This window comes from Psychrobacillus sp. AK 1817, from assembly GCF_008807035.1.
Lineage (GTDB): Bacteria > Bacillota > Bacilli > Bacillales_A > Planococcaceae > Psychrobacillus > Psychrobacillus faecigallinarum.
On sequence record NZ_CP031739.1, the window covers coordinates 3,818,980 to 3,833,866 of the forward strand.

At 34.3% G+C, this 14,887-nt stretch carries 20 protein-coding genes and 1 pseudogene; 16 read left to right on the top strand and 5 right to left on the bottom strand.

What is annotated here, in order from left to right:
* Positions 1-7 precede the first annotated feature (7 nt).
* A complete protein-coding gene (locus D0S48_RS19160; RefSeq protein WP_151113403.1) occupies positions 8-1,324 on the top strand; it encodes an NAD-dependent malic enzyme in 1,317 nt (438 codons plus the stop codon).
* A gap of 58 nt (positions 1,325-1,382) precedes the next feature.
* Here D0S48_RS19160 and D0S48_RS19165 read toward each other — a convergent pair whose 3' ends face one another.
* The 4 genes from D0S48_RS19165 to D0S48_RS19180 are packed head-to-tail and all read right to left on the bottom strand — an operon-like array spanning position 1,383 to position 4,578.
* Complete coding sequence (locus tag D0S48_RS19165) at positions 1,383-1,925, bottom strand: isoprenylcysteine carboxyl methyltransferase family protein (protein ID WP_144535169.1); 543 nt, start codon at positions 1,923-1,925, stop codon at positions 1,383-1,385.
* A 1-nt stretch (position 1,926) separates the two neighbouring features.
* Positions 1,927-3,009 (bottom strand): type III polyketide synthase, encoded by a 1,083-nt coding sequence (locus tag D0S48_RS19170; protein WP_151113405.1) that lies wholly within the window; start codon positions 3,007-3,009, stop codon positions 1,927-1,929.
* 46 nt (positions 3,010-3,055) lie between these two features.
* A complete protein-coding gene (locus tag D0S48_RS19175) occupies positions 3,056-3,625 on the bottom strand; it encodes a tRNA 5-(aminomethyl)-2-thiouridylate-methyltransferase MnmM (protein WP_151113407.1) in 570 nt (189 codons plus the stop codon).
* The gene (locus tag D0S48_RS19180; protein ID WP_151113409.1) at positions 3,622-4,578 is read right to left on the bottom strand and encodes a tRNA modification radical SAM protein MnmL/YtqA; all 957 of its coding nucleotides are present in this window, start codon (positions 4,576-4,578) and stop codon (positions 3,622-3,624) included. The genes D0S48_RS19175 and D0S48_RS19180 overlap by 4 nt, the downstream gene beginning before the upstream one ends.
* Positions 4,579-4,701: 123 nt before the next feature.
* On the opposite strand from D0S48_RS19180, the gene D0S48_RS19185 reads away from it, so the two are divergent.
* The 8 genes from D0S48_RS19185 (at position 4,702) to D0S48_RS19220 (ending at position 9,933) form a co-directional block, all read left to right on the top strand.
* The gene (locus D0S48_RS19185) at positions 4,702-5,880 is read left to right on the top strand and encodes an MDR family MFS transporter (protein ID WP_144535177.1); all 1,179 of its coding nucleotides are present in this window, start codon (positions 4,702-4,704) and stop codon (positions 5,878-5,880) included.
* A 372-nt stretch (positions 5,881-6,252) separates the two neighbouring features.
* Positions 6,253-6,705, top strand: a complete 453-nt coding sequence (locus D0S48_RS19190; RefSeq protein WP_151113411.1) for a GNAT family N-acetyltransferase — start codon at positions 6,253-6,255, stop codon at positions 6,703-6,705.
* 175 nt (positions 6,706-6,880) lie between these two features.
* On the top strand, positions 6,881-7,096 hold the full coding sequence (locus D0S48_RS19195; RefSeq protein ID WP_151113412.1) for a DUF6366 family protein: 216 nt from the start codon (positions 6,881-6,883) through the stop codon (positions 7,094-7,096).
* A gap of 222 nt (positions 7,097-7,318) precedes the next feature.
* Positions 7,319-7,828, top strand: coding sequence for a YfiT family bacillithiol transferase (locus D0S48_RS19200; protein ID WP_151113414.1), 510 nt, complete (start codon positions 7,319-7,321; stop codon positions 7,826-7,828).
* A 121-nt stretch (positions 7,829-7,949) separates the two neighbouring features.
* Positions 7,950-8,468, top strand: a complete 519-nt coding sequence (locus D0S48_RS19205) for a spermidine/spermine N(1)-acetyltransferase (RefSeq protein ID WP_151113416.1) — start codon at positions 7,950-7,952, stop codon at positions 8,466-8,468.
* 118 nt (positions 8,469-8,586) lie between these two features.
* Positions 8,587-8,877, top strand: a complete 291-nt coding sequence (locus D0S48_RS19210; RefSeq protein ID WP_144535182.1) for an RNA polymerase alpha subunit C-terminal domain-containing protein — start codon at positions 8,587-8,589, stop codon at positions 8,875-8,877.
* Between the two features lie 107 nt (positions 8,878-8,984).
* Complete coding sequence (locus D0S48_RS19215; protein WP_151113418.1) at positions 8,985-9,392, top strand: DUF6843 domain-containing protein; 408 nt, start codon at positions 8,985-8,987, stop codon at positions 9,390-9,392.
* A gap of 100 nt (positions 9,393-9,492) precedes the next feature.
* The gene (locus D0S48_RS19220) at positions 9,493-9,933 is read left to right on the top strand and encodes a HEAT repeat domain-containing protein (RefSeq protein ID WP_151113420.1); all 441 of its coding nucleotides are present in this window, start codon (positions 9,493-9,495) and stop codon (positions 9,931-9,933) included.
* 249 nt (positions 9,934-10,182) lie between these two features.
* Here the strand turns inward: D0S48_RS19220 and D0S48_RS19225 are convergent.
* Positions 10,183-10,624 (bottom strand): annotated as a pseudogene (locus D0S48_RS19225) (Lrp/AsnC family transcriptional regulator).
* Between the two features lie 121 nt (positions 10,625-10,745).
* On the opposite strand from D0S48_RS19225, the gene D0S48_RS19230 reads away from it, so the two are divergent.
* The 7 genes from D0S48_RS19230 to D0S48_RS19260 all read left to right on the top strand — a co-directional run bounded on the left by D0S48_RS19230 (position 10,746) and on the right by D0S48_RS19260 (position 14,882).
* A complete protein-coding gene (locus D0S48_RS19230; protein WP_151113422.1) occupies positions 10,746-11,168 on the top strand; it encodes a carboxymuconolactone decarboxylase family protein in 423 nt (140 codons plus the stop codon).
* A gap of 74 nt (positions 11,169-11,242) precedes the next feature.
* On the top strand, positions 11,243-11,803 hold the full coding sequence (locus D0S48_RS19235) for a cysteine hydrolase family protein (protein ID WP_151113424.1): 561 nt from the start codon (positions 11,243-11,245) through the stop codon (positions 11,801-11,803).
* Positions 11,804-11,864: 61 nt separating this feature from the next.
* Positions 11,865-12,503, top strand: coding sequence for a hypothetical protein (locus D0S48_RS19240; RefSeq protein ID WP_151113426.1), 639 nt, complete (start codon positions 11,865-11,867; stop codon positions 12,501-12,503).
* 238 nt (positions 12,504-12,741) lie between these two features.
* Positions 12,742-13,248, top strand: coding sequence for a hypothetical protein (locus D0S48_RS19245; RefSeq protein ID WP_151113427.1), 507 nt, complete (start codon positions 12,742-12,744; stop codon positions 13,246-13,248).
* Positions 13,249-13,325: 77 nt separating this feature from the next.
* Positions 13,326-13,760, top strand: coding sequence for an SMI1/KNR4 family protein (locus tag D0S48_RS19250; protein WP_151113429.1), 435 nt, complete (start codon positions 13,326-13,328; stop codon positions 13,758-13,760).
* A 113-nt stretch (positions 13,761-13,873) separates the two neighbouring features.
* Positions 13,874-14,332 (top strand): flavoprotein, encoded by a 459-nt coding sequence (locus tag D0S48_RS19255; RefSeq protein ID WP_225321651.1) that lies wholly within the window; start codon positions 13,874-13,876, stop codon positions 14,330-14,332.
* Complete coding sequence (locus D0S48_RS19260; protein WP_151113431.1) at positions 14,322-14,882, top strand: DUF4256 domain-containing protein; 561 nt, start codon at positions 14,322-14,324, stop codon at positions 14,880-14,882. The genes D0S48_RS19255 and D0S48_RS19260 overlap by 11 nt, the downstream gene beginning before the upstream one ends.
* The last annotated feature ends 5 nt before the right edge of the window (positions 14,883-14,887 follow it).

Consider the following 14,887-nt stretch of genomic DNA (forward strand, 5'->3'; position numbering starts at 1 on the left):
GAGAGATATGGAAAACCAACATATTATTCGTAATATTATCGTCGAAACACCTTCAAAACCTGGTAACTTTGCTAAGGTAGCGACTGCCATAGGCATGGGAGAAGGAGATATAGGAGATATCACTACTTTAAAGAGTGGTGCATTGACAACTATTCGAGATATATCCGTTACGAGCAAGTCTAAAAAAGACTTCGAGCTAATTATAAAAAACATTGAAGCAATTGGAAACGGTGTGAAAATCCAAGCTATCAGTGATGATGTGTTAAAAGCCCATGAAGGTGGGAAAATTGCAATGAAGAGCAGATATGATGTCCGCTCATTAGGAGATTTGCAAAGAATTTATACACCTGGAGTGGCAAGTGTATGTATGGAAATTGTTAACGAACCAGATAAGGCCCAATATTTCACTTCCATCGGAAACTCCGTTGCTATTGTAACCGATGGTACCGCTATTTTGGGTTTAGGTAACATTGGTTCCGTGGCAGGTATGCCAGTAATGGAAGGGAAATCTGTACTATTAGATCAGTTCGTTGGATTGAGCGGAATACCAATTCTATTAGATACTAGTGATCCCGATGAGATTGTAGAAACTATAAAGCATATTCACCAAGGATTTGGTGCAATTCTATTAGAAGATATTGGTTCACCGCATTGCTTTGAAATAGAAGAAAGACTGAAAGCAGAGCTTCCAATACCTGTGATGCATGATGACCAGCACGGCACTGCTGTAGTGGCTTTAGCGGCTATACTTTCTGCTTGCCGAGCTACTGAGGTAGACATAAAAACTGCGAGAATTGGTCAGATTGGCTTAGGAGCAGCGGGATTAGCTATTTGTCGTATGTTAATGGCTTACGGTGTGGAAGAAGTGTATGGCTTGGACCGTCAGGAAGCGGCTAAAGAGCGTCTTCTTCACTATGGAGGAAAAACGATTGATTCATTAGAAGAGATGATGAAGAATTGTGATATTATTGTTGCTACGACAGGTGTCGAGGGATTGATTAAACCTGAGATGGTGCGAAAAGGTCAAATTATTTTAGCACTTTCCAACCCTAATCCAGAAATCCTTCCATCTATTGCTATCGCAGCGGGAGCAGCCTTTGCAGCAGATGGTCGCTCTGTTAATAATGTAATTGGCTTCCCAGGTATTTTTAAGGGTGCTTTAAATGCTGGGGCAAAAGAAATTACGTATCCAATGCTTATTGCAGCAGCTCAGGCAATAGTCGATTATACAAGACCGGGAGAGTTAATACCAAATCCATTAGACCCTGCGGTACATTATATAGTTGCTCGAGCAGTTGAAGAGGCAGTGACTAAAGAAGCTTAATAATCTAGCATGAGTCAGCATTATTTAATATGATATATACAAGAAAAGAAGATATCGCCTAGGAGGCCGATATCTTCTTTTTTAATGCTTCATTATAATCAGTTGCTTCTATTAAAGCCTTTTCTTCCAATGGAATTCGGACTGACAGCATAGCCAAATTCAACAATGTGAAAGCTAATGCAGTAAAGTATGCCTGGAACATTAGAGGCAATAATAATATCTCGGTGCAAACAACAATATAATTCGGATGTCTGAAGTAAAGATATGGTCCTTTCGTAACCACATTTGCCCCAGGAAGAACAATTATTTTTGTATTCCAGAACTTTCCGAGAGAAGTTAAACACCAAACGCGAAGAATTTGAACTAACAAGAATACGAAAAAAAATACAGGAAATAATGGAGAAGTTGTTCGGTTTAAAAAGACGACCTCCGCAACCAAAAAGAGAAAAAAGCTAATATGCAAGGCTAGCATATAAGGATAGTGAGAGGCTCCTACTTCATATGCACCTTGAGCCAGCATATGTTTCTCGTTCCTCTTAGCAATTACTACTTCCACCAACCTTTGAATAATAACTAGTGCAATGATTATGAAAAACAACATACTAATTCCTCCAATTTAATAACACTGCTTCGCCACAAAATCCTGGGCCTAAAGCGACTAGCATGCCATAGTTATTAGGAGTATTTTCTTTAAGCATAAATTGCTCTAATACATAGAGAACGGTTGGTGAAGACATATTCCCATGATTTTTTAATACTTCTCTTGAAATAGCTGTTTGGTTTTCAGACAGACTAAGAGAATCCTCATAAGCTTTCAAAACTTTTTTTCCACCTGGATGAGCAACGAAATTAATGATATCCTCACTAGTGAGATTTTCCTCACTCAAGAATTCGTGCATAAATGGACCAAGCCATTTGGAGATAATTGTTGGAATGCTCTTTGAGAATACAACGTGTAAACCGCTGTTTTTTACTTCCCAGCCCATTACATCCTCAGAGTCGGGCATCCATTTGGATGCTGTTTTGATAATATGAGGTACTGGTCTTTTAGTAGCTATATCAACATCGTCTCCGCAAACTAACACACAAGCTGCTCCGTCTGCAAACAAGGAAGCACCGACTAAATTGCTCTTTGAATAATCATTTGGTTGAAAAGTGAGGCTACATAGCTCTACACAAACTACTAAAGCCTTGTCAGAAGGATGTGCCTTACAATAATCGAACGCTCTACTTATTCCAGCTGCGCCACCTGCACAACCTAGACCCCATAAAGGAATCCGTTTAAGACGATCTGAGAAGGGAAGATGGTTCATCACACGAGCATCAATACTTGGAGTAGAAATGCCAGTACTGCTTACAAAAATAATAGCATCGATTTCCTCTGGTGATATTTTATTCGCTAAAAAAGAACTGTTTTGGAGACAGGCTTGGATGACTTCCACGCTATATTTGGTAGTAAGATCGATATATGTGGAATTTCTTTCTTCAAATGAATGGGTGGTTTTGTGCCACTCTAAAGGAACACAGAAATTTCGGGTATTAATGTCACCATTTTCAAATACTTTTAGTAATCGTTCGAGCTGTGGGATTTTATCGTGAAAAAGCTCTTTCGTTAATTGTTCTATGTTCGATTGTTCTAGGGTGTATGGAGGTTTGTATGTACTAACAGAAGCAATTTTTGGCATGGTAATCTCCTTTTTGTGTTAGTCTCTCCATCCTTCATCCATATATTCACCTTTCTTTCATTTTTTCAATGGCAATTATAAATGGAGGGTCATTTTCTTGGTTTAGAAATTGGTAGCATAATACATGAACGAAAGATTGAGGAAGTCGTTGAACAAAAGAAATGAGTTCATCTTTTTCTTGTTTACCACCCTCATGCCCATGATAAACTACTAATACTATAAGACCCCCGACCTCCAAAAGGTCTAACAAGGAGGAAATAGCCTTAGTAGTAGAATTCCCTGTAGTTACTACTTCATGGTTGCTTCCCGGCAGGTATCCTAGATTGAAGACTGCTGCAGAAATTTTATTCTTTACATATTCTCCTACGTTCTCATGACTATCTAAAATAAGAGAAACACGATCTCTTAGTTCTGCATTGCTGAGTTTCTCAGAGGTCGATTCAATCGCTTCCTTTTGGACATCAAAAGCGAAGACATGACCCTGTGTGCCAACTAAGCTTGCAAGGAATAGTGTGTCATAACCATTCCCTGCAGTTGCGTCTACAACTGTGTCACCTTCTTTTACAATCCCTTGAAGAAGCTCTTTTGCATATGGAAGAATTCTTTTTAACTTCATATTAATTCACCAGTTTTCGTATAAAATTTTCCTTGATAACTTTCTCTTCTAGCTAGCTCAGCATCAATTCCATTTAACACTTCCCATTTGTTGGAACTCCACATAGGACCAATCATTAAATCGATAGGCCCGTCTCCAGTAATACGATGAATTATCATTTCTGGCGGGAGGATTTCTAATTGATCGGCTACTAGCTGGATATATTCATCACGACCCATAAACTCTAGCATCCCTTTTTCATATTGCTTCACCATAGGAGTTCCTTTTAATAGATGAAGAAGGTGAATCTTAATACCTTGGACATCCAGCTTTGCTACCTCTCTAGCTGTTTCCATCATCATATCGCGATTTTCTAATGGTAAGCCGTTTATAATGTGGGTGCATATACGGATCCCGTGTTTTCTTAACTTGGAAACTCCTTCTATATAAGTAGGATAATCATGAGCTCTATTAACTATTTTTGCTGTACTTTCATGGACAGTTTGTAAGCCGAGCTCAACCCACAGATATGTACGTTCATTTAACTCAGCCAAATATTCCACTACATCATCAGGTAAACAGTCTGGTCTAGTGGCGATAGAAATTCCTACTACTCCTTCTAATGCTAATGCGGCTTCAAATTTCTCCTTTAAAACAGGAAGAGGTGCATGCGTATTTGTATAAGCCTGAAAATAAGCGATATATTTTCCTTGCTTCCATTTCTCATGCATCTTATCTCGAATTTTCTCAAATTGCACCGGAATTGGGTCTACTTTATCACCAGCAAAATCCCCGCTGCCTGCAACACTGCAAAATGTGCATCCTCCGTATGCTACTGTGCCATCACGATTTGGACAATCAAAGCCTGCATCAAGCGCAACCTTAAAAATCTTCATATCAAAAATGTCTCGCAAATATCGGTTCCACGTATAGTATCTTTTCCCATCTGTAGGGAAAGGGAAGTTATTAGTCATATTCTTCACTCCTTAACAGGATTATTTTATCATGAATATTTGATTTAAAGATGTAATTATCTTGAAGTGGTGACTAAAAACAGCTACAATATTTTGAGTGTCTAAAGAAATGAGGTATTTAAAATGCCAAAAGCAGTATGGCTCTTAATAATAGGAATGTTCATAAATACGACAGGAAATTCATTTTTATGGCCTTTACATACAATTTATATGCATGATTATTTAGGTCAATCGTTGACCACTGCAGGCTTAGTATTAATGCTTAACGCAGGGACCGGAGTAATAGGTAATTTATTGGGTGGGTATTTGTTTGACCGCATAGGAGGCTATAAGTCTATTATGTTTGGTATTCTCCTGTCTATGTTGTCGTTAGCAGCGTTGACTGTATGGCATGACTGGCCCGAATATATTTGGCTCGTTGCTATACTAGGATTTAGTGGGGGGATTATCTTTCCTAGTATGTATGCAATGGTAGGAAATGTTTGGCCAGAGGGCGGTAGAAGAGCATTCAACTCTATCTATTTAGCCCAGAATTTAGGAGTGGCAATTGGACCTGCCTTAGCGGGTCTTGTAGCGGATAATAATATCAACAATATTTTTGTAGCAAATTTATTTGCGTATGTTTTCTTTTTAGTGATTGCCGGCGTATTTTATAAAAATATGTCAATCGTTTCTAATCATCAAGCTTCTGTTTTAGGAGAAAAGAAGAAAATAAAAAAAATGGCTCCTATTTATGCAATGATGATTGTAACTTTTGGTTATATGCTTACATGGATCATATATGTACAATGGACTTCGACTATTTCAACCTATGTGCTAGATTTAGGGATCACCTTAAAACAATATAGTCTCTTATGGACAGTTAATGGAGCACTAATCTTACTTGCTCAGCCACTTATTAAACCGATTATAAATAAATTAGAGCACAAGATTAAAACGCAAATGGTCTTAGGGCTTGTCATATTTATGATTTCTTTTGTAGTAGTAGCATTTGCTGAAAACTATACGATGTTTGTAGTTGCTATGGTCATACTCACTTTTGGTGAAATGTTCGTTTGGCCAGCTGTTCCCACGTTAGCTAGCCAGTTGGCTCCGAAAGGAAAAGAAGGATTCTATCAAGGTATCGTTAACAGTATGGCTACAATTGGACGGATGATTGGACCATTTATAGGAGGGGTTTTAGTAGAGGCATACGGAACTCCGGCGATGATACTAATCTTAGCTAGTCTAATAATTATATCTATTATTACTAGCTTACTTTACGATATACCTTTAAAAAAAGAAGCAGCTTTAAATGAGTAAAAGTAAATAGATAATTCCTAAACCTAAGTTCAATATTTTGTTGACTTAGGTTTTTTAATAAAAAAAGAAGGAGATATTTTTGTTCCAATCGACAGTGTGAAAAATGGTCGTATTTGAATAAATTAACTCATCTGTATGAATGTAAAAGGTTATTTAGCTCTCAAGTCGAATAAGTCATTTAAAGAAGAATCCAGTTACAAAGGATACGTTTAAAAAAGTGAAGGAAGCGAGTCAAACATAGCAATAGATAATAACAAAAATTTTATTCAATTATTATTAAGGAGGTGCTTGTTACAGTTTATTTCTATTCTTAATTTTAATATCGTTTATAGTTTTTGGATGTTCGTCTAAAATAAAAAGAGGAGGCGTAGGATGAAGCAACATAAAATCAGAATTACTCCGTATAACTCCAAATATGCAGAACAAACAGTGGAAATGTGGCGAGATAGTAAGGAACAGGCTATTGGCCAAAAAGAAATACATGACTTTGAAAATCATGTATATTTTTTAAATAATATATTACCTGAACGGTTTCAAATAGAATTAGCGTTAATTGATGAAGAAGTGGTTGGAATGATTGCATATAATGATAGGGAAATAAACCAATTATATATTCATCTAGAATATCAAGGATTCGGTATAGGGCGGACATTACTAGATAAAGCAAAAGCACAATCTAGTGGGAAATTAATCTTGTACACATTTGAAGTAAATGAAAAGGCACAAAGATTTTATGAAAATAATGAGTTTGAAATCATAAGTAGAGATCATGAAAACGAAGAAAATTTACCAGATATTCAATATGAATGGGTATCTGCAAAATAGTAATTTTTCCAAAGTAGTAACAAGATTGAATATGTATTTTGAGATAGAAAAGCATTGCGATGTTCTATTTTTAGCCCACCATTATAAATTATTACCCTTAAACTATTGAAACAGTTTAGTAAAAGAAGGTGAACCATAAAAAATAGATAATACAGCAATCTAGGAGGTGTTTGGCTTGAAGAATAGACAAGAAACTCCAAAGGAAAAAAGAGAAAGGTTAAGGCAACTAGAACTAAATAAAAATCCTGGCGGTGCATTAAGAGATGGATTTAGTCGAGGTGAAAATGGAAATTATACTGATATAACAGGTGGTATGGGTTGGAAGGGTACAGTAATATTGATTGTTGTTTTAATAGTTGGATTTGTTTTATATAAACTTTTTTTAAAATGATTTTAACTGTGATTCGCTTCGCAGAATTAGAAATTTTTTTAATCCAATACTTACTGGCTCTTAATCAGGTCTTACTGAACTAAAAAGGTAGTTCCCTGCCTTAAAACAAGCAGAGAATAAAAATGAACATATATAGCCAATTGATACGGAAATTTAACAATATGGTAAAATAACTTAAGTAATAATGAAGAGTAAAACAACTAAGAGGGAAGGGGATTGAAAATGGATACAAGATACCCAATTGGAGAATTACAGGTTCCTAAAAAAGTCACATTAGAAAATATTCAAGAATGGCTAAAGAAAATCGAAACTTATACGATTCGTTTAAGAGAAACTGTTGACTCTTTAAGCGATGAGGAATTAAGCAAAACATATCGTGATGGTAGCTGGACAGTTCGTCAACTTGTGCATCATATTGCAGATTCTCAGTTGAATATGTATCAACGTTTGAAGCTAGCTTTAACAGACGAGAATCCAACAGTACCAGCTTTTGATCAAGAAAAGTGGGCTATTCAACCGGATACCAAGCTTCCTATAGAGAGTTCTATTAAAATACTAGAAGGTATAAATGAGCGCATCGTATCTTTAGGATATAGTTTAACTGAAGAGCAATTAGATCGAGCTTTTACTCACCAGGAAAATGGTAAAATAACAGCCGCAACAAAAGTAGCAAAATTAGCTTGGCATGAAGAGCACCACTTAGCCCATATAAAAATCGCATTATCAAAATAATACATTATGTATGGAATTGGCTTATCGAAGTTCGATGGGTCAATTTTTGTTTATATTTTTTCCTAATACACATTTGTAGGGCATAACTTCTTACTTATTATTAAAGGAGCGACGTATTGAAATGACTATAAATTTAAAAAAGTGTACTATTGAGGATTTACCTGTGCTTCAAAAAATTAGTTATGAAACATTTAATGAGACATTTAAGCATCAAAATTCACTTGAGAATATGAATTCCTATTTAGAAAGAGCATTTAACTTAAAACAATTAGAAAAAGAAATTTTAAATATTTCTTCGCAATTCTTTTTTGCTTATTTTAATAATGAAATTGCAGGATACTTAAAGATCAATACCAATGATGCTCAGTCTGAAAAAATGGGTGATGAATCACTCGAAATAGAGAGGATTTATATAAAGAACAAATTTCAAAAACATGGAATTGGTAAATATCTCTTTAATAAAGCCATGGACATTGCGGTGAAAAGTAATAAACAGAAAATCTGGTTAGGCGTTTGGGATAAAAATGAAAATGCTATAGCTTTTTATGAGAAAATGGGGTTTATTCAAACTGGCGCTCACTCCTTTTATATGGGGGACGAGGAACAAATAGACTTTATAATGACCAAAACACTAATATAACTAATTTAGAAAGGAGAATTATTATCTACCATCCTTGCGATTGTTCGGATGGGGCATTGATAAAAAACATCTGAGCAATCGATAAAATTAGTTGCAGACTTTGTGTGGAGGGATTAATTTGACAGTAGAAAAAAGTTTAAGGGTTTGTGAAAAAGGACATAAGTTTTACAAAACTAGTGAGTGTCAAAGTTGCCCTACCTGTGATAAAAAGAATAAACCTAAAAGTGGGTTCCTTTCTAAACTCAGTTCACCCGCAAGAAATGCATTAGTTCACGAAGGAATTGACACTTTGCAAGAACTATCAAGCTATACTGAAAAAGAAATTTTAAAAATTCATGGCATTGGACCAGCTTCATTACCTATTATGAGAACTTCATTAAAAGAAGAAGGGTTAACATTTAAAGAATAAAAAACAAAAATACTTGAAGCTTTTTACTTAACCAATGGGTGCCTAAATTGAACAATAGTTAATCAAAGCGACTACATAAACTGTAAGTAAGTGATTGGAGTAGTGATATGGCGAGGAAGTTATGGATTTTAATTAGTATAGTTCTGATGGTAGGCCTCGTGTGGTGGTTAAGTAAACCAAGCAATAATACTACCGTCGTTTATCATTTACCTGAAGGTTTCAAAGGATGTATTAACATTTATTTCAATCAACCTAATGAGAAAGAGCTGGAAATTAAAGACGATACCTTGCTATTTATAGTACCTGAACATGGAAATATCTTAACTTCATCCCCATCAAAATTTATTATTGATTTGGGGTGGCATAAAGAAAAAGCTTTTTATATAGACAAAGAAGGTAAGATAGTAAATGAAATAAATATGGATTTCTCTGGCGGAGTCCATACTGCGAACGGTAATCCATTATCTGAGAGAATGTCGCGAACGTTTGATCCAAATCAAGAACATTGTTATTGACGTAATATTTAAATCAATTAACAGGATTAACATGTATTTTAGTTTAAAATCTAATTTTAATTAGGGTAAACGACAAGAATAAGGAGTCTGGATAAGTATTATGTACAATAATTCATTAAAATTGGCTATAGAAAATGAAAGGTTTGATGAAACAGAAATCATTTTAGAAGAAATTAGCAAAAGCAAGGACATTCAAGCAATCCCTCTCCTTATTGGATACTTACGAAGTACAGAAAATGCATTATTAAGAAATTCCATTGCTTTAACTTTAAGTGATACTGGGAATGAAGACGTGGTTCAACCGTTAATAGATGTTATTAATGATCCAAAAACTCTTGGTTATAGAGGAACACTATTATATGCTCTAGAACCATTTGATTGTTCAGCACATATAGAAACTCTAGTTTATCATTTGATAAATGGAAACTATGAAGTACAAGCGCAAGCATACCAATTGATAAAATCATTTAAAAAGGAAATACCAAATGAAGTTTTATTGGACTGTATTAGTAATGTAAGAGAAGAATTAAATGAAATATAACGAAAAGTGGATTTAATGTCAGATACATTAGAAACGTTGTGTGCTTTAAAAAAACTAAGTTACCATATTGAAGTTCTATTTTTTAAGTCCACATACCAAGTAGACAATCACTTAGCATTTCTATATTAATAAAGGAAAAAGAGGACCATCATTTTTCGATGGTCTCTTTTTACATTCAAAATACGGCAATCCCTGTCGTAATGTTGCATTTAACGTAACGCAGCTTAGTTAACCAAGTAATAGGAAAGATCAATAAGAATCCATTCGTAATTTCGTTTGGACTTGAGAAAAAATGAAATGTGTTACCGTGTGGGCGTAAGGATTTACATCTTCTATAAATTCCTCTGCTTTCGAAAAAGTCTCGAATTGCATCTTAAGCATATAACAAGCATTTCCTGCTATTCGGTAACAAAATTCCACATTTGGAAGACCTTCAATATATGTTTTAAAAGAATTATAATCTCCATTTTTAACTGTTGCTTCTATAATACATTGGATAGGGAGCCCTAATTTCTCGTAATCGACTTCTAATGTATAACCTCTTTATAATTCCAAATGACTCCATTTGTTTTACCCGTTCTGTTACAGATGGTGAAGATAAATTGATTCTTCTTCCTAGTTCACTCATCGATAATCGACTATTTTGCCTTAATTCATCTATAATTTTCTTATCAGTTGAATCTATTTTCATTTTTAAAGTAAATTCTCCTTTTACGTTAATTTTTTAAAGTAATATCTTTAAAATGATATCACATTTAATGTAAAGCGATAGAATTATTCGGTATGATAAATACTAGAAGGAGGTAATAATTATGGCAAGAATTAATCAGTCAGATTTCGGGGAGACCCCTTTTCAAAAACTTTTAGGGCATAACAAAGATGTATTGAACGGGTGGAATCAATTAGGCGAAGTTTTAGAAAAAGATGGGCATTTATCATCTCAATTAAAAGAACAAGTAAGGAGAACTTTAGCACAAAGTAATGGTTGTGAGTATTGCAAAGTAAAGGGAAAACCTGAACCGCATTTATTTGATGAAAAAACATCCATTGCTGTTGGATTTGTGGAGGTATTTATAAAACAAAAAGAGAATATTTCAGATGCTCAATTTAAAGTTTTGAAAGAAACTCTTTCAGATGCAGAGATTAGTGAGCTTATTGCGTTTATTACGTTAACTACGGCTTCACAGTATTTTGGTGCCATTATGAAATTAGAAGCGATCAATGTTGAAAAATAACGATTCCAGTTGAACTTAATAGAATAGGCACATAAAATGAAATAAATGATAAATTCAAAATTTTAGGAGGAATTATGTTAGATAAAGAAAATAAAGCGTTAATAGTGATAGATGTACAAAAAGCTTTTAATGATAAAAAATGGGGAGAGAGAAATAATTTAAATGCAGAAGAAAACATTAGTAGAATTCTAACGTTGTGGAGAGAGAAAGGGTGGCAAGTAGTGCATATTAAACATATGTCGGATAACCCTAGTTCTGTATTTCATCCAATGAATGAGGGATTTGCTATAAAAGAGTTAGTTGAACCCATTGAAGAGGAAGTAATTATAACAAAGAAAGTTAATAGTAGTTTCATTGGTACAAATTTGGAAGAGTTCTTGAAATTAAATCATATAACAACATTAGTAATTACAGGTTTAACTACGCCGCATTGTGTATCTACGACTACAAGAATGAGTGGGAATCTAGGTTTTAATACATACCTTATATCTGATGCGACAGCAGCGTTTGGTATGAAAGACCAAAATGATAATTACTATGATGCCGAGACTATACATAATACTTCGCTAGCTACTTTAAATGAAGAGTTCGCTACTATACTTACAACAGAACAACTAATAAATCAATTGCATTAAATTTTTAGATGTTATCAAACCTTTAACTGATTTTGGAGTAATGAAAGGAATATGTTGTCGAATGAAAAAAATAACTAAGATTCTTTATTTTAATATTTCTTTATGTATGCTAGTAGGATGCTCTAACAACACAAATGAAGAATACATAAATGATTCTTCAGAAAAAAATTCTGCTTTAGAATCAACAAAAGAAACAGAAAAAAGTATTTTAACGGAGACCGCTGATGATGTAAATGATACATCTACAAAAGAAACGGTAAAAAACAATTCAGATAGTACCAATAGCAGTAGTGATTCAAATGAAGGATCTAAGGGAGATAAAGAAATACTATCTCAGTATTCTAGTGAGCAAATTGAATACGCTCGAGTCTGGCTGAAGCTAGGTGCCAATCAAGAGCTAGATGGTTTATATGTTCAACATATTCCAGCTGGTACTCTAATAAATCCTAATGACGATACAAGTGTTAGCTATCCAGAAGATGTCATCCAATTAGCAGGTTCTCGGTTAGTAGACGGATCAGTAACATATAGTGGTAATGGGGATGGGACGATTAATGTTTATAACGTTCCATTACGTTGGGATGGCAGTTACCCTGCCGGTGAAAAATTCTACACCGATATTATTGAAAATACAAAGCTAGTATACGTAGACCCAGGTAACGATGAAAAAATTCTAGCATTAATCAAATTGTTAAAATGATAAATTCTATTATAAATTGGAAGAGGATAATAGCTATATACTTGCAATATTAAATTTGATAGAACAAAAACTGTTTGAGATGGAATAGATTTAATAGTTGAACAACATAAATAATCATACTATTCTCTCGGGAAACATTTGACAAATCAATGAGCTGCATAGGCAGCTCTTTTTTCTTGTTAAACTAAAGGAAGCAAAATATAAGAAGTTAGCTCGGGAAACAGGGAAGTGGTGAATTGTGTTGAAGAAAAAAAGCGGGAAGATTAATGGAATAATATACAATAATACAGCTTACTATAAGGGGAAATATAGATATTACCCGACCATTACAGATTTAAAAGGTATCCTTGAAGAAATTATTAGTTGTAATTCAACAACTAATTGTCTTAGAGTGACACCATTCTATATCAATGAAGAACTGAATCACCAAATAGAATTTGAGGAATATATGTTTTATATAGAATGCAGAGATTGGTTTGATGAAAAGGACCAAGAGATGCACATCTTAGATTGTCTAGATTCAGTAGATACCCCTAGAGTACTTAATGATATGAATCTAGGTGCCATACTATATCCATTATGCAAACATAACGATATTGTTTCATATCAAAAGGCACTTAAAGTATATAAGGACTCTTTAAGAGAAATTCTACTCAAGATGATGAAAATAGCAAAATCTGAAATGAAATTAAAAGAAAAGCATTTGCCATTTGGATATTTTTGCTTTGAAATTCAAAGTGACTGAGTTGTTTTTTTCTTCAACAAAATAAATAGGTGAAGTTATAGAAGGAAAAATATTAAAAACGACAGGAAGGTTATTTAATGAAAGATGTAATAGGACTAATACATACAAGGAAAACCGGCGTTAATGAATCAGACATAAAGGAAACGGAAGATAAGCTAGGTGCAGTCTTCCCAGAACAATATAAGGAACTTTTCAAGTTAATCAATAATGCAGAAGTAGGTGAATGGACACTTTTTCCTATCAAAGACCAGAGAAACCCTAAAAAGACTTGGGATGATATTGTTAGACAAAACACTGAGGTCAAGGAAGATATGTCAAAAGAGCTTATAGCAATTGGTGATGATGGTTCGGGAGATAAATTATGTTTTAAAATTAATAATGGAAGAATGGAGAATGAGATTTATATATGGTATCACGAAGACGCAGAACTTGAAGAATATGCCTCTAATTTGAAAGAATTTATTATTTTAATTTCAGAAAAAAAGACCAAGGATGACTTTGATGATGCATAAATTTAGACACTTCAATAACTTATTATGTTTCTAATAACAGTTCAGGTTAAAATAAAGGTATGTTCCTTCTTATATAGAATTGTAATTACAAACAATATTAAGGAGGGACCTCAATGCCCAGCTCATTTTCAATGTTTTTAGATTCTTATTTGGATGTTTGGAGAGATTCATCTTTAACAGGCATGAAAAACTTAATATCACAAGAGTATAAAGCTAGAGAAATAACAGATGGAAATATAGTTGACTTTGGTTATGAAGAATCATTAAATGGATGGGAACAAGGTTTTAAATTTGCAAAAGAAAATAATGCAGAGTGGATGATAAATGTAATTACAGTTCTTCCTTTAAGAGATGACGAAACTATGGCTATTTTATCTGCTACTTTGGTTATTCAAGGTAAGAGATTAGACACAGCAAATTTGTTCTTTCAAACGTTCCAAAAAAATAGCAAGAACGAATGGAATTTAGTCAGAAGTTATATAGAAGCAGGAGTTACTAATGTTAGTACATTTATTAACACAAAAACAAATTTGAATAAAAACAATATAGGAGGAAGCTTATATGACAAGTAAGGAGTATTCACCAGAGCAACGTGAGGAACTATTTGAAACTTTGAAAGACCGTTTTGAGAAAAATATGAACCGCCATATGGGACTTGATTGGGTTAAAGTACAAGCTAAGCTTGAAACTAACACTGATAAACTGTGGTCGCTCCACGAAATGGAAATAACTGGCGGTGAACCTGATGTTGTTGGATATGATAAAACGACAGCCGAATTCATTTTTTATGATTGTTCAGCGGAAACTCCTAAGGGTCGCAGAAGCGTTTGTTATGACCGTGAAGCACTTGAGTCAAGGAAAAAACACAAACCAGAGAATAGCGTTCTTGATATGGCAACTGATATGGGTATTGAGCTTTTAACGGAGGAACAATACCGAGAACTGCAGAAGCTTGGAGAATTCGATTTGAAAACGTCTAGCTGGGTGCAAACACCTGATAATATTAGAAAATTCGGTGGGGCCATCTTTTGTGATCGTCGCTACGATACTGTATTTATGTACCACAATGGAGCAGATTCTTATTATGCTGCACGGGGCTTCCGTGGCTCGTTAAGAGTTTAAATTTT